Genomic DNA, 24,066 nt, shown 5'->3' on the forward strand with positions numbered 1-24,066 from the left:
CGTGGAGCCTCGGCCGGAAACGGTCGTGGCACGGGTTCGCTGCCGAAAAAGCCGTGCTTCCGCACCCCGGCCCTCGGGTGGGCCCAGGTGACGGACGCACTTGTCCGCCGCGCACGCCTCCCATCCGGACTTTAACCGTCGGTCCAGGAATTTCACCTGGTCAACCGGCCGCTGGCTGCGGACGGGTCGCGGACTGTAACCGCCGGCTCGGAATTTCACCGACCCCGGAGTGCGCTGAACGTCACTGCTACTTCACCAGCATTCTTGCACGCGCATGGACCAGGAAGGCAAGAACGTCTCCTGTGGTCTGCTTCACGTCGCGGTCGCAGGGTGGAAATGAGCCACCTTTCGTACCGGGGGCTCCCGGCCGAGGAGTTGAGTCACGATGACGACGATGTACATGGACGTCCACCACGGCATGAAAGGCATCACCGCCGACCAGTTGAAGGCCGCGCACGAGGCGGACCTCGCGGCGCAGGCCCAGGAGGGCGTGAAGTTCCAGCAGGCCTGGGCCGACCCGGAGTCCGGCACCGTCTACTGCCTGTCGTCCGCGCCGTCCAAGGAGGCCGTCCAGCGCGTCCACGAGCGCACCGGGCACCCGGCGGACGAGGTGCACCCGGTTCCGCTTCAGGTCTGACCCTCCCGCGGGCCGGTGGGCGGGGGTAGTGTCGGATCGGTGATCTTCGACGCCCTCGCCGCGGACGCGATCCGCGATCCGGCCCGCCTGCGCGGCCTGTACGAGCAGCCGAGCGAGCTGGTGCGGCGCAAGCAGGTCGACCACCTGCACGACGCGGCGCGCCGGTTCATCGGCTGCTCCTCGCTGGTGTTCCTCGCCACCGCCGACGCGGACGGCAACTGCGACGCCACCCCGCGCGGCGGCCCGCCCGGTTTCGTCTCCGTGCTGGACGAGCGGACCATCGCCATACCGGACGCCACCGGCAACCGCCGCCTCGACAGCCTGCACAACATCGTCGCCACCAAAATGGCCGGGCTGATCTTCCTCGTCCCCGGCCGGGCGGCCACTCTGCGCGTCAACGGCCGGGCCTGCGTCAGCGAGGACCCTCGGCTGCTGGCGCGGTTGACCGCCGTCGGCAAGCCGCCGCGCACCGCGATCGTGGTCGCCACGGACGAGGTGTACGGGCACTGCCCGAAGGCGCTCATGCGCAGTTCGGCCTGGCGCCCCGAGCAGTGGCTGCCCGACGACGCGGCCCCCGCGTCCGCCGAGATCACCCTCTCCCACCTGAACGACCCGGAGCTGACGCTGGAGCAGATCCGGGCCGCCGAGGAGGAGTCGTTGCGCCTGCGGTACGAGTGAGCCGGGCCCGCCGGGGGGATGGTGCGGCGCTCGTGCATGCTGGAAGGCAGACAGGCGCCGCATAGGCGGAACTTTGGGGGGTCATAGCTTCGACTTATGGAGACATAAGCCGGAGCACCGTACCGGGCGCCGCCGACCGCCGGAAGGCTGGCGGTACGCGCCCAAAACTGAAACAGGAGTACCTGCCCATGTCCCGCCCCGTCCGGGTGGCCGTCGTCGGTGCCGGCCCCGCCGGGATCTACGCCGCCGACGCCCTGCTGAAGTCCGAACTGGCCACCGCCCCCGGGGTCTCCATCGACCTGATCGAGCGGCTGCCCGCCCCCTTCGGCCTGATCCGCTACGGCGTCGCCCCCGACCACCCCCGGATCAAGGGCATCGTCACCGCCCTCCACCAGGTCCTCGACAAGCCGCAGGTCCGCCTGCTCGGCAACGTCGACTACCCCGGCGACCTCTCCCTGGACGAGCTCCACCGCTTCTACGACGCCCTGGTCTTCGCCACCGGCGCCGAGGCCGACCGCGACCTGGCGATACCGGGCATCGAACTCGACGGCTCCTACGGCGCCGCGGACTTCGTCTCCTGGTACGACGGCCACCCCGAAGTCCCGCGCGAATGGCCGCTGGAGGCCGAACAGGTCGCCGTCCTCGGCGTCGGCAACGTCGCCCTCGACGTCGCCCGGGTGCTCGCCAAGACCGCCGACGAACTGCTGCCCACCGAGATCCCGCCGAACGTCCACGCCGGCCTCGCCGCGAACCGCGCCCGCGAGGTCCACGTGTTCGGACGGCGCGGCCCCGCGCAGGCCAAGTTCTCCCCGATGGAACTCCGCGAGCTCGACCACTCCCCCACCATCGAGGTGATCGTCGACCCCGAGGACATCGACTACGACGACGCCTCGATCGCCACCCGGCGCGCCAACAAGCAGGCCGACATGGTCGCCTCGACGCTGGAGAACTGGGCGATCCGCGACACCGGCGACCGGCCGCACCGCATCCACCTGCACTTCTTCGAGAACCCGGTCGAGGTCCTCGGCGAGGACGGCCGGGTCGTCGCGCTGCGCACCGAGCGCACCGCGCTCGACGGCACCGGTAACACGGTCGGCACCGGCACCTTCCGCGAATGGCCCGTCCAGGCGGTCTACCGCGCGGTCGGCTACCGCTCCGACGAGCTGCCGAAGCTGCCGTTCGACGCCCTCTCCGCGACGGTTCCGCACGAGGCGGGCCGCGTCCACGAGAACGGCACCCACCTGCCGTCCGTGTACGTCACCGGCTGGGTCAAGCGCGGCCCCGTCGGCCTGATCGGCCACACCAAGGGCGACGCGAACGAGACCATCGCCTGCCTGGTCGCCGACCACGCCTCCGGCGCGCTGCGGCCGGCCGCCGAGCCCGGCGAGGACGCCGTGGTGGACTTCCTGCGCTCGCGCGGCGTCGACTTCACCACCTGGGAGGGGTGGCAGCGGCTGGACGCACACGAGAAGGCCCTCGGCGAGGCGGAGGGCCGCGAGCGGGTGAAGGTGGTGGACCGGGTCGCAATGCTGGACGCCTCGGCGAGCGACCTGGCGGCGGAACGCAACCCGCGATAGCAGCCGGGAGAGCACAACCGGGGGCGCGTGGGGGTACCTCCCGGCCCGCTAGGGCTGGGGGAGAACTGCGCGCAGCGGAAGGCACCCGACCGCAAGATCGCGACGCAGGGCAATGACTTGCACGTGATCGCGTCCTTGCGGACGGGCTTTGCGCTTGTCGCGCAGTTCCCCCCGCCCCTGTCTTCGCACCCGCTGCCTGCTCACTCCAGCTCGGCCCGGCCCGCTGCGTCGGAGAGTTTGAGCAGGACGGCCGTGAGGAGCCAGTTCGCGGTGAGGGAGGAGCCGCCGGCAGCGAGGAAGGGGAGGGCCTTGCCGGTGAGGGGGATGAGGCCGGTGACGCCGCCGACGACCACGAAGACCTGGAGGGCGACGGCCGCGGAGAGGCCGGTGGCGAGGAGTTTGCCGAAGGGGTCGGTGACGGCGACGGCCGTGCGCAGGCCGCGTTGCACGAACAGGCCGTAGAGCAGCAGGACGGCCATGCCACCGGCCAGGCCGAGTTCTTCGCCGATGGTGGTGAAGATGAAGTCGCTGCGCCCGGCGAAGCCGATCAGGAAGGGTTTGCCCTGGCCGAGGCCGGTGCCCAGCAGGTGGCCGCTGCCGAGGCTGAACAGGGCCTGCGCGGGTTGGTCGGAGACCAGGTCGGGGTTGTGCACCGGCAGGTAGTAGTCGAGGGGGTGCAGCCAGGCCTCGACGCGGCCGTGCACGTGCGGTTCGAGGTCGCCGACCACGGCGGCGCCCGCGGCAGCCATGAGCAGGCCGATCAGGACCCAGCCGGTGCGTTCGGTGGCGGTGTAGAGCATCACCACGAAGACGCCGAAGAAGATCAGCGAGGTGCCGAGGTCGCGTTCGAAGATCAGCACCAGCAGGCTGATCACCCAGATCGCCAGGACCGGCCCGAGGTTGCGGCCGCGCGGCAGGTTGACGCCCCAGACCTTGCGGCCGGTGAGGGCGAGCGCGTCCCGGTTGGCGGTCAGGTAGCCCGCGAAGAAGACGGCGATGGCGACCTTGACGAACTCGTCGGGTTCGAAGGAGAGCCCGCCGAGCCGGATCCAGCGCTTGGCGCCGAAGCTGTCGCCGGGGAAGAACGCGGGTGCGGCCAGCAGGACCAGCGCACCGGCCATGATCAGGTAGACGTACTTCTGGAGCAGCCGGTGGTGCTTGACCACCACCAGCAGCACGGCGGCGCCCACGGTGGCGACCACCGTCCACTGCACCTGGCTGGGCGCGGCGGGGAGTTTCTGCCAGTCGCCCTTGGCGGCGTGCCAGATCTTGTACGAGAAGTCGAGGCGGTCGAGCAGGACCAGTCCGAGGCCGGTGAGCAGCACGGCCAGGGGCAGGATCAGCGGGTCGGCGTAGGGGGCGGAGCGGCGGACCACCAGGTGCAGGACGGCGGTGAGGACGGTCAGGCCGGCGCCGTAGGGCAGCAGTCCGGGCGGGAGGGTGCCGGTCAGGGCCAGGTTCGCGCTCGCCCAGCCGGCCAGGCACACCGTCACCGCGAGGGCCAGCAGGCCCAGTTCGACGTTGCGGCGGTGGGTGGCGCGTCGGCGGCCGGCGCTGCGCGGAGCCTTTGTCACCCGGGCCCCCTCTCGAAGGTTTTCTACAGGCGTGTAGAACTTCGGTGTCGGGTCCTTGCACACGGACCCGGCGCTGCGACGACGCCGGGTGCCGGTGTGCGGTTCCACCCGTCGGGCGAAGCGGCCGGAAAGCGACCGTAGGAGAGCCCCCGCCATGCCCCACCCCGCGGCCGTCGCGCCCTGGCACTGGTCGGCGCTGGCCGACACCTGGACCCTGGAACCGGCGGTCGCCGCCCTCACCGTGCTGCTGGCCGGCGGCTATCTGGTGGGCGTCCGACGGCGCGGCGGCTGGCCCTGGTACCGCACGGCGGCGTTCCTCGGCGGGCTGATGGTGTGGGTGTGGACCACCAGTTCCGGCCTCGGCGTCTACGAGCGGGTGCTGTTCACCGACCGCGCCGTGCAGATGGTGCTGTTGCTGATGCTGGTCCCGCTGCTGCTGGCGCTCGGCGCCCCCGTCTCGCTGCTGGCCGACACCCTGCCGCCGGCCGGCCGGGAGCGGCTGCGGGCCGCGCTCGGCGGGCGGGCGTCCCGGGTGCTGATGTTCCCGCTGGTGTCCACCGTGCTGCTGGTGGCGCCGCCGTGGCTGCTGTACTTCACGCCCTGGTACACCGAGACGCTGACCAGCACGGCCGGGAACATCGGCTTCCATCTGCTGCTGGTGCTGCTCGGCCTGCTGTATTTCTGGCCGCGCCTGCAACTGGACCCGGTGGCGCGCGAGTATCCGCTGATGATCGGTGTGGTGATCAGTTTCGTCGAGGTGGTGTTCGACGCGGCGCTGGCCCTGGTGCTGCTCTACGGCGGCCATGTGGTCGCCGAGCCGTACTACGCGGGCCTGGCCCGTGCCTGGGGCCCCTCGCTCGCCCGGGACCAGTTCGTCGGCGGCAACGCGATCTGGATCCTCGGCGACCTGGTCGGCCTGCCGTTCCTGGTCGCGCTGATCCGCCGCCTGATCGTCACCGGCCGGGCCGAGACCGCCGCCGTGGACGCCGCGCTGGATGCCGCCGAGCGCGACCGGGCCGTGGCCGTGGAGACGGGCGAGGCCCCGGCGGACGACCGGCCGTGGTGGCTGGACGACCCCAACCTGCGTCACCGCTACGGCGGCTGACCGCCGTCGGGCAACCGGGTGAGACGCACGTCACCCGGCGCGCCCGGGAATGCGCCTCCCGCCGGTCCGGTTGCACTGGGCGTACGCTGAATACCCATGGGGGTATCGAAGCACCAGAACACGGACAAACCACAGCATCGACCAGAGAGGCTCGGCGACATGACCGACGACTTCACCGCCCTCCTGAACCACCCGTTCACGGACGCGGTCGACCGGGTCCGCGCGGCCCTCGCCGCGCAGGGCTTCGGCATCCTCACCGAGATCGACATGCCGGCCACCCTGCAGGCCAAGATCGGCGTCGGCATGGAGGACTACCTGATCCTCGGCGCCTGCAACCCGGAGCTCGCGCACCGCGCCCTGGAGATCGACCGCCGGGTCGGCCTGATGCTGCCGTGCAACGTGGTGGTGCGCGACCTTGGCGGCAGCGTCCTGGCCGAGGCCATGGACCCGAAGCTGATGGTGCAGTTCACCGGCCGTCCCGAGCTCGGCGCGGTGGCCGACGAGGCCGCCGCCAAGCTGCGCGCCGCGATGGCCGCCCTGAACGCCTGACCCGCACACCCCGGCAGGGGGCGCTCCCACGCCCCCCGCCCCCTCCGCATTCGCACCCTGGCCCCCGCCTGCCTCCACATATACCCCCCTAGGTATTACCCTTGGACCGGCGGATCCCCGCCCGCTTGGAGAAACACCTGTGAACCGCTCCGCCCCCGCGCCGGCCGCCACCGCGCCCCCGGCCGTCGCCCCGCCCCGGGACGGGCTGCTAGGCCGCCTCGGCGTCTGGTCCGTCCACCACTTCAAGACCGTTCTGGTCGGCTGGCTGATCGTCGTGATCGGCCTCGGCGCCTTCGCCCCGAAGGTCACCACCGCGCTCTCCGGCGCGGGCTGGCAGGCCAACGGCTCCGACTCGGTGAAGGTCCGCACCCTCGCCGAGGAGCACTTCGCGGGCAACGCCTCCTCCGCGATCCAGATCGTGGTGCACGCCGACCGCCCGGTGACCGACCCCGGCGTGCAGCAGGTGGTCGACCGGGCCGGCGCGCTGGCCACCGCCGACAGCCGGATCTCCACCGTCGTCCCGCCGCAGCCCGGCGCGACGATCAGCCAGGACGGCCGCACCGCCGTACTGCTGGCCGGCGCCAACGCCTCGCCGGACGACATGGTGCGCGCCGCCGACGACCTGAAGGAGCCGCTGCGCGAACTGTCCGGCGGCGGCGTGGACGTCACCGCGACCGGCGCGTCCGTGCTGTGGAGCGACTTCAACACCGCCAACCACGACGCGATGATGAAGTCCGAGATCATGTCCTGGCCGGTCACCCTGGCCATCCTGGTGCTGGCGTTCGGCTCGCTGGTCGCCGCCGGACTGCCGCTGCTGCTGACCATGGCCGGACTGGCCGCCTCGGCCGGCTCGCTGGTGCTGATCAGCCACCTGTTCCCGGTCTCCATCTGGGCGATGAACTTCGCCATGATGTTCGCCCTCGCGCTGGGCATCGACTACGCGCTGTTCCTGGTCGTCCGGTTCCGCGCCGCACGCGCCAACGCCGAACGGGGAAGCGGCAGTTCACGGGCGGTCGCGGAAACCATGGACACCGCGGGCAAGGCCGTGCTGCTCTCCGGCGCCACCGTGCTGGTCAGCCTGTCCGCCGTGATGCTGGTCCCGTCCCCCGCGTTCCGCTCGATGGCCGGCGGCATCATGCTGGCCGTGCTGTTCGTGCTCGGCGCCACCCTGACCCTGCTGCCCGCCGTGCTCGGCAAGCTGGGCCACCGCGTCGACGCCGTCTCGCTGCCCTGGGCCAAGCGCGAGGAGCAGACCTCGCCGCGGTTCGCCGCCTGGGGCGAGCGCCTGTGGAAGCAGCCGCTGCGCTGGGGCGCGCTCGCCCTGGTCGCCCTGCTGGCGCTGGCCGCGCCGGTGATCGGACTGCGCACCGCGATGCCGTCCATCAACGTGCTGCCCGGCGACGCCAGCGCCCGGGCCGGCTACACCGCCGTCCAGCAGGCGTTCGGCGCCGGCGCCCCCGGCACCCTGCAGATCCTCACCCCCACCGACCAGGCCGCCGCCACCGCGCAGACCGTCGCCGGGACGCCCGGAATCGCCGGCGTCATGCCCGCGATGCCGGCCGCCGACGGCACCGACCTGTCGATGATCCAGGCCGTCCCGTCCGTGGACCCGTCCGACCCGCAGCTCGGCCACACCGTGAACACGCTGCGCGCCGAACTGCCCGACCACACCCTGGTCGGCGGCGCGGCGGTGGAGAACCTCGACCTGCAGCACCTGCTGACCGAGAAGACCCCGCTGGTCATCGGCGTCGTGATGGCGCTCGGCTTCGTACTGCTGCTGTTCGCGCTGCGCGCCCCGCTGATCGCGGCGCTCGGCACGGCCGCCAGCCTGCTGTCCACCGGCGCGGCGTTCGGCGTCGCCCGGCTGATCTTCCAGGACGGCCACGGCTCCGGACTGCTGGGCTTCACCCCGCAGGGCTTCCTGGACGGCTGGGCACCAGTGTTCTTCTTCGCGATGATCTTCGCGATCGCGATGGACTACACCGTCTTCCTGCTGGCCTCCGCCAAGGAGCAGTACGAGCGCACCGGTGACCCGCGCAAGGCGATGGTCGGCGCACTGGCCCACTCCGGCCGGGTGATCTTCGCGGCGGCCGCCGTGATGGTCGCGGTGTTCTTCACCTTCGCCATCTCCGGCCCGCTGCCGCCCAAGGAGATGGGCATCGTGCTCGGCGTCGCCGTCCTGCTGGACGCCGCCCTGGTCCGCCTGGTGCTGCTGCCCGTACTGCTCCGCCTGACCGGCCGCGCCGCCTGGCACACCCCCCGCTGGCTGGACCGCGTCCTCCCCAACATCCCCTTCTCGCACACCTGACACCCCTCCCCGAAAGGACCCACCCCCATGTGCCGTCGCATCACCTGCAAGACCTGCAACAAGCCCTCCTACGCCGGCTGCGGCATGCACGTCGAGCAGGTCCTCGCCGGAATCCCCAAGTCCCAGCGCTGCTCCTGCACCGCGGCCGACAAGGCCGCCTCCGGCTCCTGGCTGAGCCGCATCTTCGGCCGCTGACCCGCACCCTCGGCCACTGAGCCGCCCGAACCGCGCCCCCGCCCACCATCAGGGCGGGGGCGCTCGGCGTTCCCCGAACCCGCGTCGGGCTCGGCGGACCGCTCCCGGGCCCCCTGTTCCCGCTGGTGTCGCGGCAGTTGGCTAGAGTCCGCTGCGACGTGCGCACAGGCGCGGCGAGGCAGGCACTCGACGTGCCGGTGTCCGACCGGGGGTGGACCATCAGAGGGGAACGAACGGCCGTGTCCGAGAAATGTCCGCGGTGTGGAGAGACCGGCAGTACTCTCAGGGCACGCCAGGCGTACGAGGGTGATCCACCCGCGCTCGAGGTCGCCCCGCCGCCCCCACCGCCGGTGGCCGAGACCGCCGCTGCCAAGCCCCGCTGGACCCTCGGCACGCGGATGGCGGCGCTGATCGCCGGCGGTTACCTGGCAGCCGCCCTGGTGGCGGTCCTGGTCGCCTACACCACCGGGCGGAGCCTGGGAGCCATCCTGGCAGGGTTCCCGATACCCGGCATTGGCCTCTTCGTGGTTCTCTACTTCTTCCATGACCGGGTTCCGCCTCCGTCCGCCAAGGACAAGCTGTCGTCCTTTCACCGGGCTGTCTGGACCCGGCGGATGCAGGTGTGGGAGCACGCCTGGTTCTGCTCGGCCTGCCGGGTGGCGTTCTGGCCCGCCGGGGCGTTGAAGGCCGCTTACCCCGCTTCGCCCGCCGTACCGGCGCACGAGTTCCCGCTCACGGTCGCCACGATGGCCGAGAGGGCGTACGGTCCGGCCTGACGACCGGCAAGCCCCTCCCCATGGGGCCATGGGGAGGAAAGCAAGAACCCCGGAGTTCGGCCGAGGTCGGCACACGGAGCTCCTACCGGCGAACCGTCACGCTGCTGCCCACCTCGAAACCCGGAGGAGAAGGCCTACACGGGCGCGGCCTCCGCACTGCCGGCGGTGGCGGCCAGGACGCGTTCGGCCAGGGTGGGGTCGAGGGCGGCGCGGACCAGGGCGTCGGCGAGGCGGTGGAGCTCGGAGGGGTCGATGAGGGTGGCGAGTTCGGTGGGGTCGGTGGGCAGGCCGAGGCGTTCGGCGCCGGTGATGGCGCGGGCGTCGAGAGCGGGGCGGAGGTGGGGCCAGACCGCCTGGGCCTCGCGGCAGAACGCGGCGGCGCCGGCCGGGCCGATGCCGGGGAAACGTTGCAGCAGGGCCCGGGTGCGTTCGGGGCGGCCCTGCGCGGCGGCGGCGAGTTTTCGCAGGTCGCCGCCGTATTCGCCCTGGGCGAGCCGGGCGCATTCGCCGAGCCGGGTGGCGGTGCCGTCGGCGAAGTGCTGGTAACGGCCGGCGATCAGCGCGTCCTTGCGCTGCTGCCAGTCCAGTTCGAGCGTGCCCGCGGGGGTGCCCGCCCCGGCCGCGACCAGGGAGGCCGTGCCGGTGACGGCGATCTCGGCCTGGATGCGGGCCGAGACCAGGTTGCTGAGCATCAGCAGCTGCCACAGTTCGGCGGGCCGGTCGGCGATGTCGATGCCTGCCTGTTCGGCGTAGGTGGTTCCCGCCTCCGCCACCAGTACTGCCACTCGTTGCCGCGCGTCCATACCGGCCTCCCTGAGTCCCTTCGCTGACGAACCGTCAGCCGTCCGGGCCCGACGGTACGCGGCGGGGGCCCCGGGCGGCCCGCAGGCACGCCGCGCGGGGTTCAGCCCAGCAGCGCGGCGACCTCGGTGAGTGTGCGCACCCGGGGGACGGTCGCGTCCGCGCCGGTGGGTTCGCGCTCCAGCCAGATGCCGAGCAGTCCGGCCTCGGTGGCGGCCTGCGCGTCCACGTCCAGCCGGTCGCCGACGTACGCGGCGCGCTCGGGGGCGACGCCGAGGGCGCGGCAGGCCAGGTGGAAGATCGCCGGGGCGGGTTTGGCGCAGCCCGCGTCGCCGGAGGCGGTGGTGTGCGCGGCCAGGGTGCCGAGGCCGACGGCGTGCAGCTTGCTGCGCTGCATGTCGCCCTCGCCGTTGGTGATCACGCCCAGCTGCCGTCCGGCCCCCAACTCGCGGATCGCGCGCGGCACTTCGGGAAACGCCCGCCAGGACCTCCGGTACCGGCGGAGATATCCGGCGAACCAGGCGTCGGCCCGTTCGTCCGACCACTCGCCCAGCCCGAGGTACCGGGCCAGGCCGAGCGCCCGGTGCCGGCGCTGTTGCTGCACCGTCAACTCGCCTGCCAGGTACCGGTCGTACTCGCGGTGTTCCAGCTCGCGCCAGAACCGCAGCAACCCGTCCCGGTCCAGTGGCTGTCCGGCGAGTTCGGCGGCGGCGCCGGCCAGTACGGCGACCTCGGCCGCGCCGTCGTGGTCCATCAAGGTCCCGTCGAGGTCGAACAGCACCGCCTCGATGCGCATCCGCCCCGCCTGCGCCGCCGCCCCGCCTGCGCCGTCAGCCTGTTCGGCCGCCCGACGGGCCCTCACCAGGGGCCTGCCGGGAGGGGGCCCCTGGTCTGGAGCCGGCCCTCCAGTTCCATGACCGTGGCCGGCAGGGAGGTGGACCAGCGTGCGCCGTTGTAGTGGGACGGGTGCGCCTCGACCTCGGCGGAGACGGCCAGTTGGCCGCTGCCGGACGGGACGACGCGGATGGCGGCGACCTCGTCCCCGGAGACGGCGAAGTGCAGGTGCAGGACGCCTTCCTCGGCGCGGGCCACCCAGCGCGCCGCCCGGTAGCCGGCCCGGTAGCGGTTCCACTGCTCCTCGGGGAAGTACATCCGGTCCGGAACGGAACAGGGCCGGGGCAGCCGCATCCGGGTGAGGTGCGGCAGCGGCGCGGGGATGCTGCCGGGGACGGTGAACGCCCAGGTGGGCAGCGGTTCGCGGGCGTCCAGCCAGGCGGCGGGGATGCCCGCCGTGCCGGTGCGGGCGGCGACCACGCCGCCGGTGATCGCGGCGACGGTGTCCATGTCGCCGCCGGCGCCGATCGCCGACCGGACGGCCGTCGGATAGTCGTCGAGCCACCGGGCGGCGCACCAGAGCGCGAACGGGACGGTGTCGAGGGCGCTGGTGCGGCTGCCGTTGCCGAGCACGGCCGCGACCTCGCGGGCGTCGCTGCGGTCGAGCAGCCGCTCGGCCTGGTGCAGGCCGTCGCGGACCGGCCCGTACGGGGTGAGGGCGGCGACGGCGCGCAGGAAGGGCTCGGGGCGGAGCGGCTCGGTGCGGCCGCGCACCGCGTGGGCGGCCGCGACGGCCACCGCGATCGTGCCGTCCACCGCGTCCGGGTGGGTGTGGGTGATCACCGCGGTGTCGGCGGCGATCCGGACCACGGCAGCCGGGTCCTCGGCGTGGGCGGCGCCGAGCGGGGCCACCCGCATGGCCGCGCCGTTGCCGAACGAGCCCTGACCGTCGAAGAGTTCGGCGGCCAGGCGGCGGGCGTCACCGCCCTCCCGAATCAGCCGCAGCAGACGGTTCGCGGCGGGTCCGTAGCCCCGGTCGAAGTCGTGGCGGTGAGCAAAGGAATGGGTGAGGTCGTAGCTGTCGATGGCACCGCGTTCGGTCTGCGCGGCGTACACGGAGCAGGCCATCTCGGTGTCGTCGGTCCAGGGCCAGGGGCCGGACGGGACGGTGCCGGCGGCGAAGTGGGTGCGGGCGGTTTCGGGGACGAAGAACTGGGCGCCGAGGGCGTCACCGACGGACAGGCCCTGGAGCGCGTCGAACGCGGGGCCGGTGTGCGGGGCAGGGGCAGGGGTGGTCATATGGCTCCCACCGAAGCGCCCGGGGTGCCCGTTCGTCAAGCCCGCACCGGCAGGCGGTAATTCGTTTGCGGCGCCGGGTGGACCGGCCGAGAATCCGCTGCCATGGGTGTCCTTTCCGAGCAGCAGGTCGAGACTTTCGTCGCGGACGGCTTCGTCCGCCTGGAGGGCGCGTTCTCGCCCGAACTGGCCGCCGAATGCCGGGAGTTCCTGTGGCGGGAGATGGGCCTCGACCCGGACGACCCGACGGGCTGGACGCAGCCGGTGGTGCGCCTGGAAGGGTACGCGCAGGAGCCGTTCCGGCGGGCGGCAACCTCCGAGCGGCTGCACGGCGCGTTCGACCAGCTGGTCGGCGAGGGCCGTTGGACGCCGCAGCCGTGGCTGGGCGGCTTCCCGATCCGCTTCCCGCACCCGGAGGACCCGGGCGACGCCGGCTGGCACATGGACGCGAGCTTCACCCCGGACGGCGAACAGGGCCACTGGCTCAACCTGGTCTCGCGCGGCCGGTCACTGCTGATGCTGTTCCTGCTGTCCGACGTGGACGAGGCGAACGCGCCGACCCGGATCAAGGTCGGCTCGCACCTGGACCTGCCGCGCCTGCTGGAACCAGCCGGGGACAAGGGCGTGGAGATGTTCGCGTTCTGCGCCGAACTCGACCGGGCCGGACTGCTGGACCACCCCGGGCGAAGGACCGCCCTCGCCACCGGGCGGGCGGGGGACGTGTACCTGTGCCACCCGTTCCTGATCCACGCCGCGCAGCCGCACCACGGCACCGAGCCGCGCTTCCTCGCCCAGCCGGCGCTGCTGTCCACCGCCGACCTGGTGCTGGAGCGTGCGGACGGGGCGTACTCGCCGGTGGAACGCGCCGTCCGCCTCGGGCTGCGCCGCTGAAGCGCTGCTCGCTCCGCCGTTCGCGCCCAGGTACCACAACTGCCGCCGGACGTCACCCTCCTACGTGAGGTCGCAGCACACGTCCGCACTGGCACGGCCCGCCGCACGCCGCGCCGCCCGGCTGCGATGATCGGTGGACCGTATGGACGGACTCGGGGAGGCGGAGCCGGTGATCGGTGTGGTGCTGGTGGTCGTGCTGCTGCTCGTGGTGGGCGGCTGCGGGTGCGTGGTGTGGGCGGAGCGCGGTGGGCCGGGCTGGGTCCGCGTGGTGTCGCGGGCGACGCTCGGCGCCGGCGAGATGGTCCGGCGGGCCGAGCGTCGGCGCCGCATCCAGGGGCGCCGCAACAATGACTCCGGGGGCGAGGACTGACAGCGCGTCAGTACGGCGCGCCTGCGGAATGGCAGTGCGTCAGTCCGGGCCGGAATGGCACCGCGTCAGCCTGCCAGGCCCAGCGGGTCGGGAGCCTCGGTGAGCAGGTGGGGGCCGTTCTCGGTGACGCGGTTGACGGCCGTGGGCACCGCCCGGACCAGGATGTCGCCGTCGGCCGGGCGGTGCAGCAGGTGGTGCAGGTCGGCCCGGTCGCTGTGCGCCGGGTCGAGCCAACTGTCCACGTCCTGCCGGGTGATGGTGAGCGGCATCCGGTCGTGCACCCGCCCCGCGCTGTCGGTGGCGTCGGTGGTCAGGATGGTCGCCGTCGCCAGCCACGCCGCCGGGTCGTCCTCCGGCAGGCTCGCGTCCCGCCAGAACTCGTACAGGCCGGCCATCAGCATCAGTTCGCCGGTGCTCAGGTAGTACGGCTGCTTGTACGCCTTACGGCCGTCCCCGGCCGGGACGGGACGCCACTCGTAGTAGCCGTCGGCGGGGATCACGCAGCGCCGGGCGGCGAACGCCTTGCGGAACGACGGCTTCTGGTCGACGGTCTCCGAGCGGGCGTTGATCAGCCGGGCCGCGCCGGAGCGATCCTTCGCCCAGGACGGGACCAACCCCCAACGCAGGGTGCGCAGTTGGCGCACCACCTCGCCGGTGTCACGGTCCACCCGCTCCAGCACGGCAGCAATCGGATCGGTCGGCGCCACATTCCAGCTCGGCGCGAGCGCCTCGGTGGGGTTCCAGCGCGCGACATCGAGCAGGGCGACCAAGTCACCGGGCTCGGTGGTGGAGACGAAGCGACCGCACATGCGACCTACCCTGCCACCGAATCCCGGCAACCGCACGCACTCCACGCAATCCCGGACCGCCGAGGAGCCTCAGGAGTAGAAGTTCCGGTCCCAGCGGTGCCCGGCCAGCACCTTCAACTCGCCCTCGCCGAGCGGCACTCCGTCACCGACGGCGGCATTGCGCTGCACGTTGCGCACCGAACGCAGGTGATCGGTCCGCGAACTGGCCGGCCCCCGACGGCCCGTTTACGGAGGTGGCGAGGACGGGCGTGAATCGGGGCTGGCGGGGGCGGCGGGGACCGGGGTGAGGCGGCGGGGCCGGGGTGGGGGTGGGCTGGGGTTTGTCCGCGAACTTTCGAACCCTGGCGGGCCATTGGTGGGGGTGGTGGGGGGCGGTGTGGGGGCGAATTAGACTCCGGGGCATGACCGTTCCGCTGTCCGCTTTGGGGCCGTACTTTGCCACCGTGACCGGGCCGGCGCCTGGTGGGTTTCGGCCGATGCGGGAACTGTCGGCGACAGGTGGGCCGCTGGCGGGGCGGATTGCCGAGGTCGCGCGGGTGTTGGGTACGGACGAGGTGCGGGTTGCCGCGTCCACCGCGCACCTGGGGCTGGCGGCCCGGGTGTGGTCGGTGGCGCTGGGGGTGGCCGTCACGACCGGGCGGCTGCCCGACCTGGACGGTGCCCGGTTTGCGCTTCCGCCGCAGGGTCCGTTCGACCTGTGGCTGCCGGCGGCGCCCGGAGCGGAGGCGACACCCGCCGCACTGCACGGGCTGGTGATGGGCCGGTATCTGCACCCGCTCGCCGATGCCGTCCGCACCCTGACTCCGCTCGCCGCAGGCCTGTTGGCGGGCAACGCGGCCTCCGCGCTGGTCGGCGCGGCCCGGCAACTCGCCACCGCGGACGCCGCTGCCCTGGCCCGTGCCGTCCTCGCCTTCCCGGACCTCGCCCTCACCGGCACCGCCACGCCGCCGGGCCGCCCGCTCGCCTTCCGCCGTGCCTCCTGCTGCCTCTACTACCGCACCCCCTCGGGCGGCCTGTGCGGCGACTGCGTGTTCACCCGGTCGCCGAAGTCCCGCCGCTGACCAGGGACTTGGGAGGCCGGAGGTCGAGGAGGAGATCCACGGCTCGACCGGCGGCCTCAGGCCACGCAGGCCCTGGGCGGTCGCGTCGGAGGCGGTCCGGCTGCCCGGTTCGGTGCACAGCGCGGGTCCAGGTCCGTCTTGTCCCGGCGGGGGGCTGTTGGCGCACCCCCCGCGGCAGGGTCTTCAGCGGGTGGCGGCTTCCGCGATCAGGGTACCGATGCGATCGACGGCGGTGGACGGGCCCGGGAAGAAGCGGTTCTTGGTCAGGGCGAAGGAGATGCCGGTGGCCGGGTCGGCCCAGGCTGCGCTGCCGCCCATGCCGGGCATGCCGAAGACGGTCGGGGTCTGCTGCGGGTCGGTTCCGGGGCGGCCCAGGTTGTAGCCGAGGGCGCGGGGGGTCGGGAAGCCGACCATGCGGTCGGTCTCGGCGGTGGCGAGGGCGGTGATCTCGCGCAGGCGCGCGTCCGGGACCAGGCGGATGCCGTCCACCTCGGTGAGCAGGGCGGCGTACATCCGGGCCACCGCGCGGGCGGACATCGTGCCGCCCGAGGGGATGTCGGAGGTGAGCACGGTGGGGTTGTTGCCGTAGGCCGCGCTGGGGGTGAGGGCGGGCGGGGTGGCCTTGAAGAGTGGCAGGTCGGCGGGCATCGCGGCGAGCATCTCGGCGGTGCCGGGCGCGTCCACGAGCCGGGCGAGGCGGCCGAGTTCGGGCTCGGGGACGCCGAAGTACAGCTCGTCGGCGATGCCCAGCGGCTCGGCCACCTCCTGCCGGAGCACCTGCGAGATCGGCCGGCCGGTGGCCCGGCGGACCAGCTCGCCGATCACGTAGCCCCAGGTCACCGCGTGGTAGCCGGTGCCGGTGCCGGGCTCCCACCAGGGCTCGGAGTCGGCGATCAGGGCGCACATGGCGTCCCAGTCGGCGAGGTCCCGCACCGTGAGGTCGGCCGGCACGGCCGGGACGCCGAGCGAGTGGGTGAGCGCGTGCCGGACGGTCGCCTTCTCCTTGCCGTGGGCGCCGAACTCCGGCCAGAGCTCGACAATTGGCGTGTCGTACCCGAGCGCGCCGCGCTCCGCCAGGACGTGGACCACGGTCGCCGCCACCCCCTTGCCGGTGGAGGCGCTGAAGAACGGGGTGTCCGAGGTGACCTGGCGGCCGGTGGCCGGATCGGCGATGCCCGCCACCGCGTCCACCACCAGTTCGCCGTTCCGGTACACCGCGACCTGGATGCCCAACTCCTCGCCGGACTCCACCAGTTCGTCGATGGTCTGCTGCACAGGCTGCTGCATGACGGTCGTGCCCTTTCGATCCTCGACTGCGGCGCTCGTGGGCGCCGTTCACCCAACAGTCGGCGCCGCCGACGGGATCTCTACATCACCGGCGGAGAATTTCTGCCGCCGAGTTGCGCGGCGAGGACGGCGGGCGCCTCGGCCAAGGACGGGCCGTACCAGGTGAGATGGCGGCCGCTCAGCAGAGCGTACGGGAGGGCGGGGAACGCCTCGGGGCCGTCGGTGGCGGTGAAGCGGTAGGGCTCGTCGGGGAGGAGGAGCAACTCGGCGCCTGCGCCCAGGAGTTCGGGAAGCGGGACGCGGGGGTACCGGCCCGGGTGACCGGCCGTCACGACGGTGACGCCGAGCCGTCGAAGCAGGTCGGCGGCGAAGGTGTCCGCACCGAGGACCATCCACGGCCGCCGCCAGATCGGCACCACCGCACGCATCGGAACCGCCGGAGGCACCAGGCCGGCCCATGCCCGGCTCGCCGACAACAGCCAGTCAGGATCCGGGAGTTGGCAGGCGTCCACGAGCAGGCGGCGCAGCGAGCGAAGTGCCTGGTCGAGGTCCCGGATCCGGGTGGTCCACACGGCTACCCCGGCCGCGCGCAGGGCGGCTAGGTCGGGGGCCCGGTTCTCCTCCTCGTTGGCGATCACCAGGTCGGGGCGCAGCGCGAGGATCCGTGCCACGTCCGGGTTCTTGGTGCCGCCGATCCGGACCACGTCGAGGTCGGCGGGGCGGGTGCACCAATCGGTGGCGCCGACCAGCAGGCCGGGGGCGGTGGTGGCCACGGCCTCGGTGAGCGAGGGGACCAGCGAGACGACCCGGCGCACCTCCCCGAGCCGTACCGGGTCACCCTCGTCGTCCCTCAACTCCCGCTCAGCGTCCATGAATGCCACGCTATCGCGCCCGCGGCTAGCCCCTCCGAGTGCCGGATCAGAGCCGATGGAACGCACACGTACGTTCATCGGCGCACTGCGGGGGCGGACCTTCGGCAGCTGACCTAGCGTGGGGCTCGCCCCGGCGATCCGGGGCGGAATTTCGCAGGTGGGCGCCCCCCTGTCTCCCGAGAACACTCCGTTGTTCCTCAGTGAAAGTGGAAAGACATGGCATTCGGAAAGATGCTCGCCGCCATCGGTACCGCCTCGGCCCTGGCCTTCACGGCTGTCGGCACGGTCAGCTCCGTCGCGTTCGCGGACACCGCTCCCGCGGCCCCGCAGACGAACCAGACCGCCTCCCAGCCCGCGGACCAGCCGGCGAACCTGCCGGTGATCACGCCCGAGAACGCGAGCGCCGAGCAGGTCCAGACCCCGGCGGTGGAGATGGCGAGGCCGTCCAACCTGCCGGCCGTGCACTCCGACGGGACGATCACGAGCATCACGCCGCTGAACCTCGTCTGCGGGAACTTCAACTTCAACGGGCCGTCCTTCACGGAGACCTGTAACGGCCAGCTCTGGCAGCCCTTCGTCGACTGCTCGGACGGCAACCGCTACGTGTCCACCGTCCTGTTCTCCGGCCTGTTCCGCGTGCGCCTGACCTGCCCGGTCGGCGTGGCGGTCGCCGGCGGCGCCTTCGACCTGTCGTAAGTGCCGCTGACGTAGCGGACGGTCCTCCTGGCGCGCGCGAGCGGAGCCGGATGACGCGCGCGGCTGCGGCCACCCTCCGAGTGGACGCGGCCGCGTGCTCGGACCCGGCTTTCGGCCGGGTGCGGGACTCCCGTCCGCCGATCGGCCCGCTCGGCCTCAACTGCGTTGCCTCCGGCGCCCGTTGTGGCGAGCGGTGACTCAGGCCGTCGGCCCTGCCCCACCGGGCACGGTCGGCGGCCTGAGCCGTCTCCGCTGTTGTCAGGAGCCGTTCTTGACCGGCAGCCGGACCACCAGCCGTGCGCCGGGCAGTCGGCCGGGCGGCTCGGCGGCGACGGTGCCGCCGAGGCTGCGGGCGATGGTGCGCACCAGGGCCAGGCCCAGGCCCGCGCCGCCGCTGTGCCGGTCGCGGGCGTCGTCCAGGCGGACGAATCGCTCGAAGACCCGCTCCCGGTCGGCGGCGGGGATGCCCGGGCCGTCGTCCTCGACGGTGAGCCGCGCCCAGCCGTCCGCGACCGTGAGCGTGACGGCGACCCGGCCGTGCGCGTGCCGGGCGGCGTTGTCCAGCAGGTTGCGCACCAGGCGGGCCGGCCGCACCTCGCGGCCCGGCAGCACCGCCTCGTCGAGCTCGCTCTCGTAGGTCAACTCCCGTCCGCCGTACTGCCGTTCGGCGAGCTGCTCGGCGATCAGGTCGTGCAGGTCCACGGTGCCCTCGGCGCGGTCGGTGTCCCGTTCGGCGCGGGCCAGCAGCAGGAGGTCGTCGGCCAGGTCCTGGAGGCGTTCGGTGTCGGTGAGCGCGCCGCGCACCACCGCCGGCCAGTCGGCGGCGGCCGGGTGGGCGAGCGGCACTTCCAGTGAGCTGCGCAGGGTGGCGAGCGGGCTGCGCAGTTCGTGCGAGGCGTCGGCGACCAGGCGGCGCTGTTCGTCCAGGGCGTGCTGGAGCCGGTCCAGGGTGTCGTTGGTGGTGCGGGCCAGCCGGTGGATGCCGTCCCGGGCGCGCGGCACGGGGACGCGCTCGTGGAAGGCGCCGCCCCGCACCACGGCCATCTGGCGGCGGATCGACTCGACCGGGCGCAGCGCGAGACCGGTGGCGAGCCAGGCGATCAGTGCGACGAACAGCGAGGCGAGGGGGGCGATGAGGACGAGCAGGTGCCCGGTGACGACGGCGGTGGTCTGGTCCGCGATGGTCGGGTCGATCAGGACGTAGACGGTGAGCCGCTGCTCGGGCATCTCCGGGCCGGGACGGCGCCCGTCCGGGACCATCAGGGCGAGTCGGGCGCTGGTCACCGGTTCGGTGAGCACGCGCAGGAAGTGGTAGGTGCGGGGCTCGGGCGAGGCCAGCCGGTAGTAGGGGGAGATGCCGGCCGGATAGCGAATGGCGACGGTCTCGACGTTCTCGACGGTCTCGAAGGGCAGCACGGGTGGCAGGGCGACGCCGATCTCGGGCTTCGCGACCCGCAGGGGCGTCAGGCGCAACGCGGGATCGTCCTCGCGGTGATCCGTGAGCTGGCTTCCGGTCAGCCACTCCCCCTCCTCGGTGACTACCACGAACGGTTGACCGCCCAGAACCTCACCGTCGGCGCCGTCCCGGATCCTCGCCTCGATGTTCTGCATGGCGTTCAGGGCCTTGATCTCGGCCTCGCGGTAGAGCAGCGCGTGGACGGCGCCGCCGACCAGCGGCGAGGCGACCGCGAACGCCAGCGCGGAGGCAACCAGCGCGGCCACGGCGGCCCGGGCGCGGACACCGAGGGCGGGCCACCACCGCCACCGGCGCCGGCGGTCAGCCGACATCGGCGGGCGAGGGGGTGAGCCGGTAGCCGATGCCGCGGACGGTGTCGATCCGGGCGTGCGCGCCGGCCCGGTGGAGTTTGCGGCGCAGCGCGGCGATGTACACCTCGACGATGTTCAGGTCGCCGCGGACCGCCGAGTACGCGGCGTCCCAGACGGCGTCCAAAATGTCGGTCTTCGGCACGGCCTGGTCGGGGCGGCGCAGCAGGCACTCCAGGACGCCGAACTCCTTTGCGGTGAGCCGGAGTTCGGCGTCGGCGACGGTGCAGCGGCGGGCCGCCGGGTCGATCCGCAGGTCGGCGACGGCCAGGGCGGCGGGCCGGCCTGCCGCGCCGCGGCGCAGCAGGGCGCGCAGCCGGGCGGTGAGCACCACGTAGGAGAACGGTTTGGCGAGGAAGTCGTCGGCGCCGCAGTCCAGCGCCTCGGCCTCGTCGTATTCGCCGTTCTTCGCGGTCAGCATCAGTATCGGCACGGAGTTTTCCTCGGCCCGCAGTCTGCGGCAGATCCGGAAGCCGTTCAGGCCGGGCAGCATCAGGTCGAGCACCAGCAGGTCGTACCTGCCGGAACGGGCCAGCGCCAGACCCGCCGGGCCGTCGGTGGCCACGTCCACCGCGTAGCCCTCGGCCCGCAGGCCCTGGCTGAGCGACTGGGCCAGCCTTTCCTCGTCCTCGACCATGAGTAGGCGCACGGGGCAAGCGTAGGTCAATTCGCCGGGGCGAAAAGGCCGTTGACCGATGTGCCGGTTTTCTCCCGGCTGAAGAAATCCTCAGCTTCTTTCAGAATCGGCTCAGCGGGGTTTTCCTAGCGTCGGTCGGGTGCGAATACCTTTCCGGGTCCGTCCCTGTTTGCTGCCGGTGGTGCCGGTGGTGCTGTTCCAGTTGGCGCTGTCGGTGCCGAGGCACTGGCGGATGCAGACCAGCGGCTTCGACCTCGGCATCTTCGAGGAGGCGGTGCGCGGTTACGCGTATCTTGAGCGGCCGGTGGTCACGCTGAAGGGCGCCGGGTTTGTGCAGTTGGGCGACCACTTCAGCCCCGCGCTGGCGGTGCTGGCCCCGTTCTACCGGCTCTGGCCGGCCCCGGAGACGCTGCTGGTGGCGCAGTCGCTGCTGTTCGCGCTGTCGGTGGTGCCCGTCACCGGGCTGGCCGTGCAGTGGCTGGGCCGGGCCCGGGGCGTGGCGGCCGGGCTGGCGTACGGGCTGTCCTGGGGGCTGTGGCAGGCCTCGGTGTTCGACTTCCACGAGATCGCGCTGGCCGTCCCGCTGGTGGCGTGCGCGACGGTCGCGCTGGCCCGCGGGCGGTGGCGGGCGGCGGTGTGCTGGGCGCTGCCGCTGCTGCTGGTGAAGGAGGACCAGGGTCTGCTGCTGGCCGGTGTCGGCGGCTACGTCCTGCTGGTCGGGCGCCGCCGGGGGCTCGGCGCGGCGGGCCTGGCGGCGGCCGTCCTCGGCACGCTGCTCACGGTGCTGGTGCTGATCCCCGCCGCCAATCCGATCGGCACCTACGCGTACGGGGCGACGGCCGCGCCCGACGACGGGGATCCGCTGAGCCGGCTGCTGCTGCCCGTCGACAAGTGGTGGACGGTCGGGGCGATCGTTGCCCCGACCCTGCTGCTGGCGCTGCGCTCGCCGCTCGCCCTGCTGATGGTGCTGCCGTTGGCGGCGCGCTTCTGGTCGGCCAACCCCGCGTACTGGAGCACCGGTTGGCACTACAACGCGGTGCTGATGCCCATCGTCTTCGTCGCCGCGATCGACGGCCTGCGCCGCTTGCCCCGGCGTCCGTCGCTGCGGGTCGCGCCCGCCGCGATGCTCGCCGTCGCGCTGCTGGCCGCCCCGGTACCCGACCTGTCCGGGCCCGGCCCCGACGTCCTGACCGCCCGCCAGGTCCTCGCCACCGTCCCCGACGGCGCGCGGGTCGCCGCCGCGAACCGGCTCGCCCCGCAACTCACCTCCCGCTGCACCGTCTCCCTGTTCCCCTTCCTCACCTTCCCCGACGGCACCGGCTCCACCGGCCTCTCCCCCGACGACCGCTCCCCCCTCTTCCGCCCCGTCGCCGAATGGGCCGCCACCCTCGACACCCCCGACGGCTTCCCCGCCCCCGCCCCCGCCGACCTCACCGTCCAAGCCGCTCTCCCCACCGCCGGCTACCGCCCGGTCGCCCACGGCGCGGGCATCACCATCTGGCACTGGGAACCGGGGCATTGACGGGCAAGGGCCACGACGAGGAGGGTGCCCGTCGGCGCCGGCGGAAGGCGGCACCCGACACTGAATGCCGTGGAAGGCACCCGCCGGCGCGGGGCGCGGCCACCGGAGTTGAGGTGCGAGGATGGTGGCATGGCCGAGTTCCGTGTTCCCGAACGCCACGCGCAGCTGTTGGAGTACGCGCAGAGTCTGACACCTCCCGCGGGCTGGAAGGTTGAAGTGTCAGGCGACGAGATCATCATGATGGCCGGGCCCTCGGTGATCCACCAGCGAAATCTGTTCATCGTCCGGGAGCAGTTCGATGTTCGGCGGCCGGCCGGGCTGATGCCCAGCGAGAACACCGATCTGGCCTCGCCGAACGTCGGCAAGCTCCGCAACCCCGACCTGACGTACATCCCGGTGTCGGTGGTGGAGCTCGGCGGCAACGAGGTCCCGGCCGATCTCGCCGCAATCGCTGTCGAGGTCGTCTCGGTGTCGAATCCCGAGAACGACCTGGTCGGCAAGGTCCGTGACTATCCGTTGATGGGTATCCCTCTCTACCTGGTGATCGATCCACGCGAAGGGACGGTCGTCCTGTTCTCGGACCCGTCCGGTGGGGCGTACCGCCAGCGGTGGACCGGGGAGTTCGGCGATGTCGTCCCGATCCCGGCGCCGTTCGACTTCGGCCTGGTCACCGCCGACCTGGTCCGTTACTGAAGGCAACCGGGGGCCGCCAGGTTCCGTAGGTGCGGGCCGCAGGCCAGGCAGCCGCCCGGCGTTCTCCCGGCCCGTCAACCCCGCTTCGGCGGACAGCTGTTGGGGCACGTGGCCGAGCAGGCGGCGCACTGCGACGGGGTTGGGGCTGCGGTCGGCGGGCCGGCCTCCCCGGAGGGGGACGGCCCGGTGCTGGTCAGCAGTCCTTGAAGGCGGTGCAGACCGGCTTGGCGAGTGCGCTCAGCACTGCGGTGTCGGCGGGCGCGGACCAGGCGGTCTTCGGGTGCGCGCCCTTGGCGGTCTGTGCGTGCAGGGTGAGTTCGACCAGCGCGCCGCCGGAGGTGGTCAGGTACTCGTGCACCTGTACGGTGCCGCCGTCGGATTGCGGCACCGTCACGGTCGCCACCAGGTACTCACTGTCGTCCCCGGTGATCTCGGCCTTGGCCCCGGGCACGGTGGTGGCGCAGTTCTTCACCTCGTCCTTGACGACGCCGAGCAGGCCGAACGCGGACTGCGCGGCCACGCTGCTCTTCGAGGCGTCGCCGAAGCTGACGATGCTCTGGTCGGCCTTCCAGTCGCCCGCGGCGCCGCCCAGCGAGGCGGTGTCCACGCCGGGGACGGTGTCCGCCCAGTCGTCGGAGCGCTTGCCGTGGCAGAGCTGCTCGATCTGGAACTGGCCCTTGGCGCCCAGGCTCTTCGCCGAGGTCGCGGGCGCCGTCCAGTGCAGCGCCGCGTTCAGCGGCACCTGCTGCGGGGCGATCCAGGCCGCCGCCGGCACCGTCGAGGACTTCCCGCCACCTGCGGACGGCGCCGCGCCCGGGTCGGACTTCGGGCTCCCGGACGCCGTGCTGCCGGCGGACGGCGTCCCACTGGCGGCGGGCGGCGCGGCGGCCGTCTTCCCGGCGTCGCCCCCGCCCGAGCCCTCGGGGTCGCAGGCGGTCAGGGCGGCGATGGCGGTCAGGCAGGCCACCGCGGTGGCGGCGAGGCGGAGCGGGCGCACGTGGATCCCCGGATTCGAGAAGAAGGGTGGACGGTGGACCGGCCCAGGGCCTGTCTTCAGGCCCGCGCCGCAGCCGC

General features: G+C 72.9%; 24 protein-coding genes and 1 riboswitch. Of the genes, 14 read left to right on the forward strand and 10 right to left on the reverse strand.

The window, feature by feature from the left end; genetic code table 11:
- Positions 1 to 108: 108 nt before the first annotated feature.
- Positions 109 to 236, reverse strand: a riboswitch (FMN riboswitch).
- A gap of 149 nt (positions 237 to 385) precedes the next feature.
- The 3 genes from ACZ6R9_RS17395 to ACZ6R9_RS17405 all read left to right on the forward strand — a co-directional run bounded on the left by ACZ6R9_RS17395 (position 386) and on the right by ACZ6R9_RS17405 (position 2,892).
- A complete protein-coding gene (locus ACZ6R9_RS17395; RefSeq protein ID WP_465538764.1) occupies positions 386 to 637 on the forward strand; it encodes an SCO4226 family nickel-binding protein in 252 nt (83 codons plus the stop codon).
- A 39-nt stretch (positions 638 to 676) separates the two neighbouring features.
- A complete protein-coding gene (locus tag ACZ6R9_RS17400; RefSeq protein ID WP_465538765.1) occupies positions 677 to 1,315 on the forward strand; it encodes an MSMEG_1061 family FMN-dependent PPOX-type flavoprotein in 639 nt (212 codons plus the stop codon).
- Positions 1,316 to 1,503: 188 nt separating this feature from the next.
- Positions 1,504 to 2,892 carry an FAD-dependent oxidoreductase gene (locus ACZ6R9_RS17405; protein WP_380485182.1) on the forward strand — a complete coding sequence of 463 codons (1,389 nt, stop codon included), beginning with the start codon at positions 1,504 to 1,506 and terminating at the stop codon, positions 2,890 to 2,892.
- Positions 2,893 to 3,092: 200 nt separating this feature from the next.
- Here the strand turns inward: ACZ6R9_RS17405 and ACZ6R9_RS17410 are convergent, their stop codons facing one another.
- The gene (locus tag ACZ6R9_RS17410; protein WP_465538766.1) at positions 3,093 to 4,466 is read right to left on the reverse strand and encodes an FtsW/RodA/SpoVE family cell cycle protein; all 1,374 of its coding nucleotides are present in this window, start codon (positions 4,464 to 4,466) and stop codon (positions 3,093 to 3,095) included.
- A 154-nt stretch (positions 4,467 to 4,620) separates the two neighbouring features.
- Here ACZ6R9_RS17410 and ACZ6R9_RS17415 point away from each other — a divergent pair, with 154 nt between their 5' ends.
- The 5 genes from ACZ6R9_RS17415 (at position 4,621) to ACZ6R9_RS17435 (ending at position 9,399) form a co-directional block, all read left to right on the forward strand.
- Entirely contained in the window at positions 4,621 to 5,571 is a 951-nt protein-coding gene (locus tag ACZ6R9_RS17415) for a cytochrome c oxidase assembly protein (RefSeq protein WP_380485186.1), read from the forward strand.
- Between the two features lie 159 nt (positions 5,572 to 5,730).
- Entirely contained in the window at positions 5,731 to 6,120 is a 390-nt protein-coding gene (locus ACZ6R9_RS17420) for a DUF302 domain-containing protein (protein WP_380485188.1), read from the forward strand.
- A gap of 139 nt (positions 6,121 to 6,259) precedes the next feature.
- Positions 6,260 to 8,428 carry an MMPL family transporter gene (locus ACZ6R9_RS17425; protein ID WP_465538767.1) on the forward strand — a complete coding sequence of 723 codons (2,169 nt, stop codon included), beginning with the start codon at positions 6,260 to 6,262 and terminating at the stop codon, positions 8,426 to 8,428.
- Positions 8,429 to 8,455: 27 nt separating this feature from the next.
- A complete protein-coding gene (locus ACZ6R9_RS17430; RefSeq protein WP_380485193.1) occupies positions 8,456 to 8,623 on the forward strand; it encodes a hypothetical protein in 168 nt (55 codons plus the stop codon).
- Positions 8,624 to 8,973: 350 nt separating this feature from the next.
- Complete coding sequence (locus ACZ6R9_RS17435; protein WP_380485194.1) at positions 8,974 to 9,399, forward strand: hypothetical protein; 426 nt, start codon at positions 8,974 to 8,976, stop codon at positions 9,397 to 9,399.
- Between the two features lie 134 nt (positions 9,400 to 9,533).
- On the opposite strand, the gene ACZ6R9_RS17440 is transcribed toward ACZ6R9_RS17435, so the two are convergent.
- From ACZ6R9_RS17440 to ACZ6R9_RS17450, 3 genes are all read right to left on the reverse strand, one after another.
- Positions 9,534 to 10,202 carry an HhH-GDP family DNA glycosylase gene (locus tag ACZ6R9_RS17440; protein ID WP_380485195.1) on the reverse strand — a complete coding sequence of 223 codons (669 nt, stop codon included), beginning with the start codon at positions 10,200 to 10,202 and terminating at the stop codon, positions 9,534 to 9,536.
- 101 nt (positions 10,203 to 10,303) lie between these two features.
- Positions 10,304 to 10,996, reverse strand: coding sequence for an HAD family hydrolase (locus ACZ6R9_RS17445; protein ID WP_465538768.1), 693 nt, complete (start codon positions 10,994 to 10,996; stop codon positions 10,304 to 10,306).
- 62 nt (positions 10,997 to 11,058) lie between these two features.
- Positions 11,059 to 12,333 carry an ADP-ribosylglycohydrolase family protein gene (locus tag ACZ6R9_RS17450; RefSeq protein ID WP_465538769.1) on the reverse strand — a complete coding sequence of 425 codons (1,275 nt, stop codon included), beginning with the start codon at positions 12,331 to 12,333 and terminating at the stop codon, positions 11,059 to 11,061.
- A 102-nt stretch (positions 12,334 to 12,435) separates the two neighbouring features.
- Between ACZ6R9_RS17450 and ACZ6R9_RS17455 the strand changes: the two genes are divergently transcribed.
- On the forward strand, positions 12,436 to 13,221 hold the full coding sequence (locus ACZ6R9_RS17455) for a phytanoyl-CoA dioxygenase family protein (protein WP_465538770.1): 786 nt from the start codon (positions 12,436 to 12,438) through the stop codon (positions 13,219 to 13,221).
- 142 nt (positions 13,222 to 13,363) lie between these two features.
- Entirely contained in the window at positions 13,364 to 13,591 is a 228-nt protein-coding gene (locus ACZ6R9_RS17460) for a hypothetical protein (protein ID WP_465538771.1), read from the forward strand.
- Between the two features lie 65 nt (positions 13,592 to 13,656).
- Here ACZ6R9_RS17460 and ACZ6R9_RS17465 read toward each other — a convergent pair whose 3' ends face one another.
- A complete protein-coding gene (locus tag ACZ6R9_RS17465; protein WP_465538772.1) occupies positions 13,657 to 14,400 on the reverse strand; it encodes an SOS response-associated peptidase in 744 nt (247 codons plus the stop codon).
- Positions 14,401 to 14,876: 476 nt separating this feature from the next.
- On the opposite strand from ACZ6R9_RS17465, the gene ACZ6R9_RS17470 reads away from it, so the two are divergent.
- Positions 14,877 to 15,461, forward strand: a complete 585-nt coding sequence (locus ACZ6R9_RS17470) for a (2Fe-2S)-binding protein (RefSeq protein WP_465538773.1) — start codon at positions 14,877 to 14,879, stop codon at positions 15,459 to 15,461.
- 183 nt (positions 15,462 to 15,644) lie between these two features.
- Here the strand turns inward: ACZ6R9_RS17470 and ACZ6R9_RS17475 are convergent, their stop codons facing one another.
- Complete coding sequence (locus tag ACZ6R9_RS17475) at positions 15,645 to 16,748, reverse strand: serine hydrolase domain-containing protein (RefSeq protein ID WP_465538774.1); 1,104 nt, start codon at positions 16,746 to 16,748, stop codon at positions 15,645 to 15,647.
- An 80-nt stretch (positions 16,749 to 16,828) separates the two neighbouring features.
- A complete protein-coding gene (locus tag ACZ6R9_RS17480) occupies positions 16,829 to 17,620 on the reverse strand; it encodes a helical backbone metal receptor (protein WP_465538775.1) in 792 nt (263 codons plus the stop codon).
- Positions 17,621 to 17,836: 216 nt separating this feature from the next.
- On the opposite strand from ACZ6R9_RS17480, the gene ACZ6R9_RS17485 reads away from it, so the two are divergent.
- Complete coding sequence (locus ACZ6R9_RS17485; RefSeq protein WP_380485212.1) at positions 17,837 to 18,316, forward strand: hypothetical protein; 480 nt, start codon at positions 17,837 to 17,839, stop codon at positions 18,314 to 18,316.
- Between the two features lie 258 nt (positions 18,317 to 18,574).
- Here ACZ6R9_RS17485 and ACZ6R9_RS17490 read toward each other — a convergent pair whose 3' ends face one another.
- Complete coding sequence (locus tag ACZ6R9_RS17490) at positions 18,575 to 20,104, reverse strand: sensor histidine kinase (RefSeq protein WP_380485214.1); 1,530 nt, start codon at positions 20,102 to 20,104, stop codon at positions 18,575 to 18,577.
- Positions 20,094 to 20,789, reverse strand: coding sequence for a response regulator transcription factor (locus ACZ6R9_RS17495; protein WP_380485216.1), 696 nt, complete (start codon positions 20,787 to 20,789; stop codon positions 20,094 to 20,096). The genes ACZ6R9_RS17490 and ACZ6R9_RS17495 overlap by 11 nt, the downstream gene beginning before the upstream one ends.
- A 127-nt stretch (positions 20,790 to 20,916) precedes the next feature.
- Between ACZ6R9_RS17495 and ACZ6R9_RS17500 the strand changes: the two genes are divergently transcribed.
- Positions 20,917 to 22,299, forward strand: coding sequence for a DUF2079 domain-containing protein (locus tag ACZ6R9_RS17500; protein WP_465538776.1), 1,383 nt, complete (start codon positions 20,917 to 20,919; stop codon positions 22,297 to 22,299).
- A gap of 129 nt (positions 22,300 to 22,428) precedes the next feature.
- Complete coding sequence (locus ACZ6R9_RS17505) at positions 22,429 to 22,992, forward strand: Uma2 family endonuclease (protein WP_465538777.1); 564 nt, start codon at positions 22,429 to 22,431, stop codon at positions 22,990 to 22,992.
- A 193-nt stretch (positions 22,993 to 23,185) separates the two neighbouring features.
- Here the strand turns inward: ACZ6R9_RS17505 and ACZ6R9_RS17510 are convergent, their stop codons facing one another.
- The gene (locus ACZ6R9_RS17510) at positions 23,186 to 23,989 is read right to left on the reverse strand and encodes a hypothetical protein (protein ID WP_465538778.1); all 804 of its coding nucleotides are present in this window, start codon (positions 23,987 to 23,989) and stop codon (positions 23,186 to 23,188) included.
- Between the last annotated feature and the right edge of the window lie 77 nt (positions 23,990 to 24,066).

This window comes from Kitasatospora sp. NPDC048662, assembly GCF_055587065.1.

Coding starts and splice junctions, on each gene's coding strand:
- ACZ6R9_RS17430 (WP_380485193.1), top strand. CDS start 8,456: ATGTGCCGTCGCATCACCTGCAAGACCTGCAACAAGCCCTCCTACGCC.
- ACZ6R9_RS17490 (WP_380485214.1), bottom strand. CDS start 20,104: ATGTCGGCTGACCGCCGGCGCCGGTGGCGGTGGTGGCCCGCCCTCGGT.
- ACZ6R9_RS17475 (WP_465538774.1), bottom strand. CDS start 16,748: ATGCAGCAGCCTGTGCAGCAGACCATCGACGAACTGGTGGAGTCCGGC.
- ACZ6R9_RS17480 (WP_465538775.1), bottom strand. CDS start 17,620: ATGGACGCTGAGCGGGAGTTGAGGGACGACGAGGGTGACCCGGTACGG.
- ACZ6R9_RS17455 (WP_465538770.1), top strand. CDS start 12,436: ATGGGTGTCCTTTCCGAGCAGCAGGTCGAGACTTTCGTCGCGGACGGC.
- ACZ6R9_RS17420 (WP_380485188.1), top strand. CDS start 5,731: ATGACCGACGACTTCACCGCCCTCCTGAACCACCCGTTCACGGACGCG.
- ACZ6R9_RS17395 (WP_465538764.1), top strand. CDS start 386: ATGACGACGATGTACATGGACGTCCACCACGGCATGAAAGGCATCACC.
- ACZ6R9_RS17405 (WP_380485182.1), top strand. CDS start 1,504: ATGTCCCGCCCCGTCCGGGTGGCCGTCGTCGGTGCCGGCCCCGCCGGG.
- ACZ6R9_RS17470 (WP_465538773.1), top strand. CDS start 14,877: ATGCGGGAACTGTCGGCGACAGGTGGGCCGCTGGCGGGGCGGATTGCC.
- ACZ6R9_RS17485 (WP_380485212.1), top strand. CDS start 17,837: ATGGCATTCGGAAAGATGCTCGCCGCCATCGGTACCGCCTCGGCCCTG.
- ACZ6R9_RS17465 (WP_465538772.1), bottom strand. CDS start 14,400: ATGTGCGGTCGCTTCGTCTCCACCACCGAGCCCGGTGACTTGGTCGCC.
- ACZ6R9_RS17460 (WP_465538771.1), top strand. CDS start 13,364: ATGGACGGACTCGGGGAGGCGGAGCCGGTGATCGGTGTGGTGCTGGTG.
- ACZ6R9_RS17450 (WP_465538769.1), bottom strand. CDS start 12,333: ATGACCACCCCTGCCCCTGCCCCGCACACCGGCCCCGCGTTCGACGCG.
- ACZ6R9_RS17505 (WP_465538777.1), top strand. CDS start 22,429: ATGGCCGAGTTCCGTGTTCCCGAACGCCACGCGCAGCTGTTGGAGTAC.
- ACZ6R9_RS17445 (WP_465538768.1), bottom strand. CDS start 10,996: ATGCGCATCGAGGCGGTGCTGTTCGACCTCGACGGGACCTTGATGGAC.
- ACZ6R9_RS17415 (WP_380485186.1), top strand. CDS start 4,621: ATGCCCCACCCCGCGGCCGTCGCGCCCTGGCACTGGTCGGCGCTGGCC.
- ACZ6R9_RS17440 (WP_380485195.1), bottom strand. CDS start 10,202: ATGGACGCGCGGCAACGAGTGGCAGTACTGGTGGCGGAGGCGGGAACC.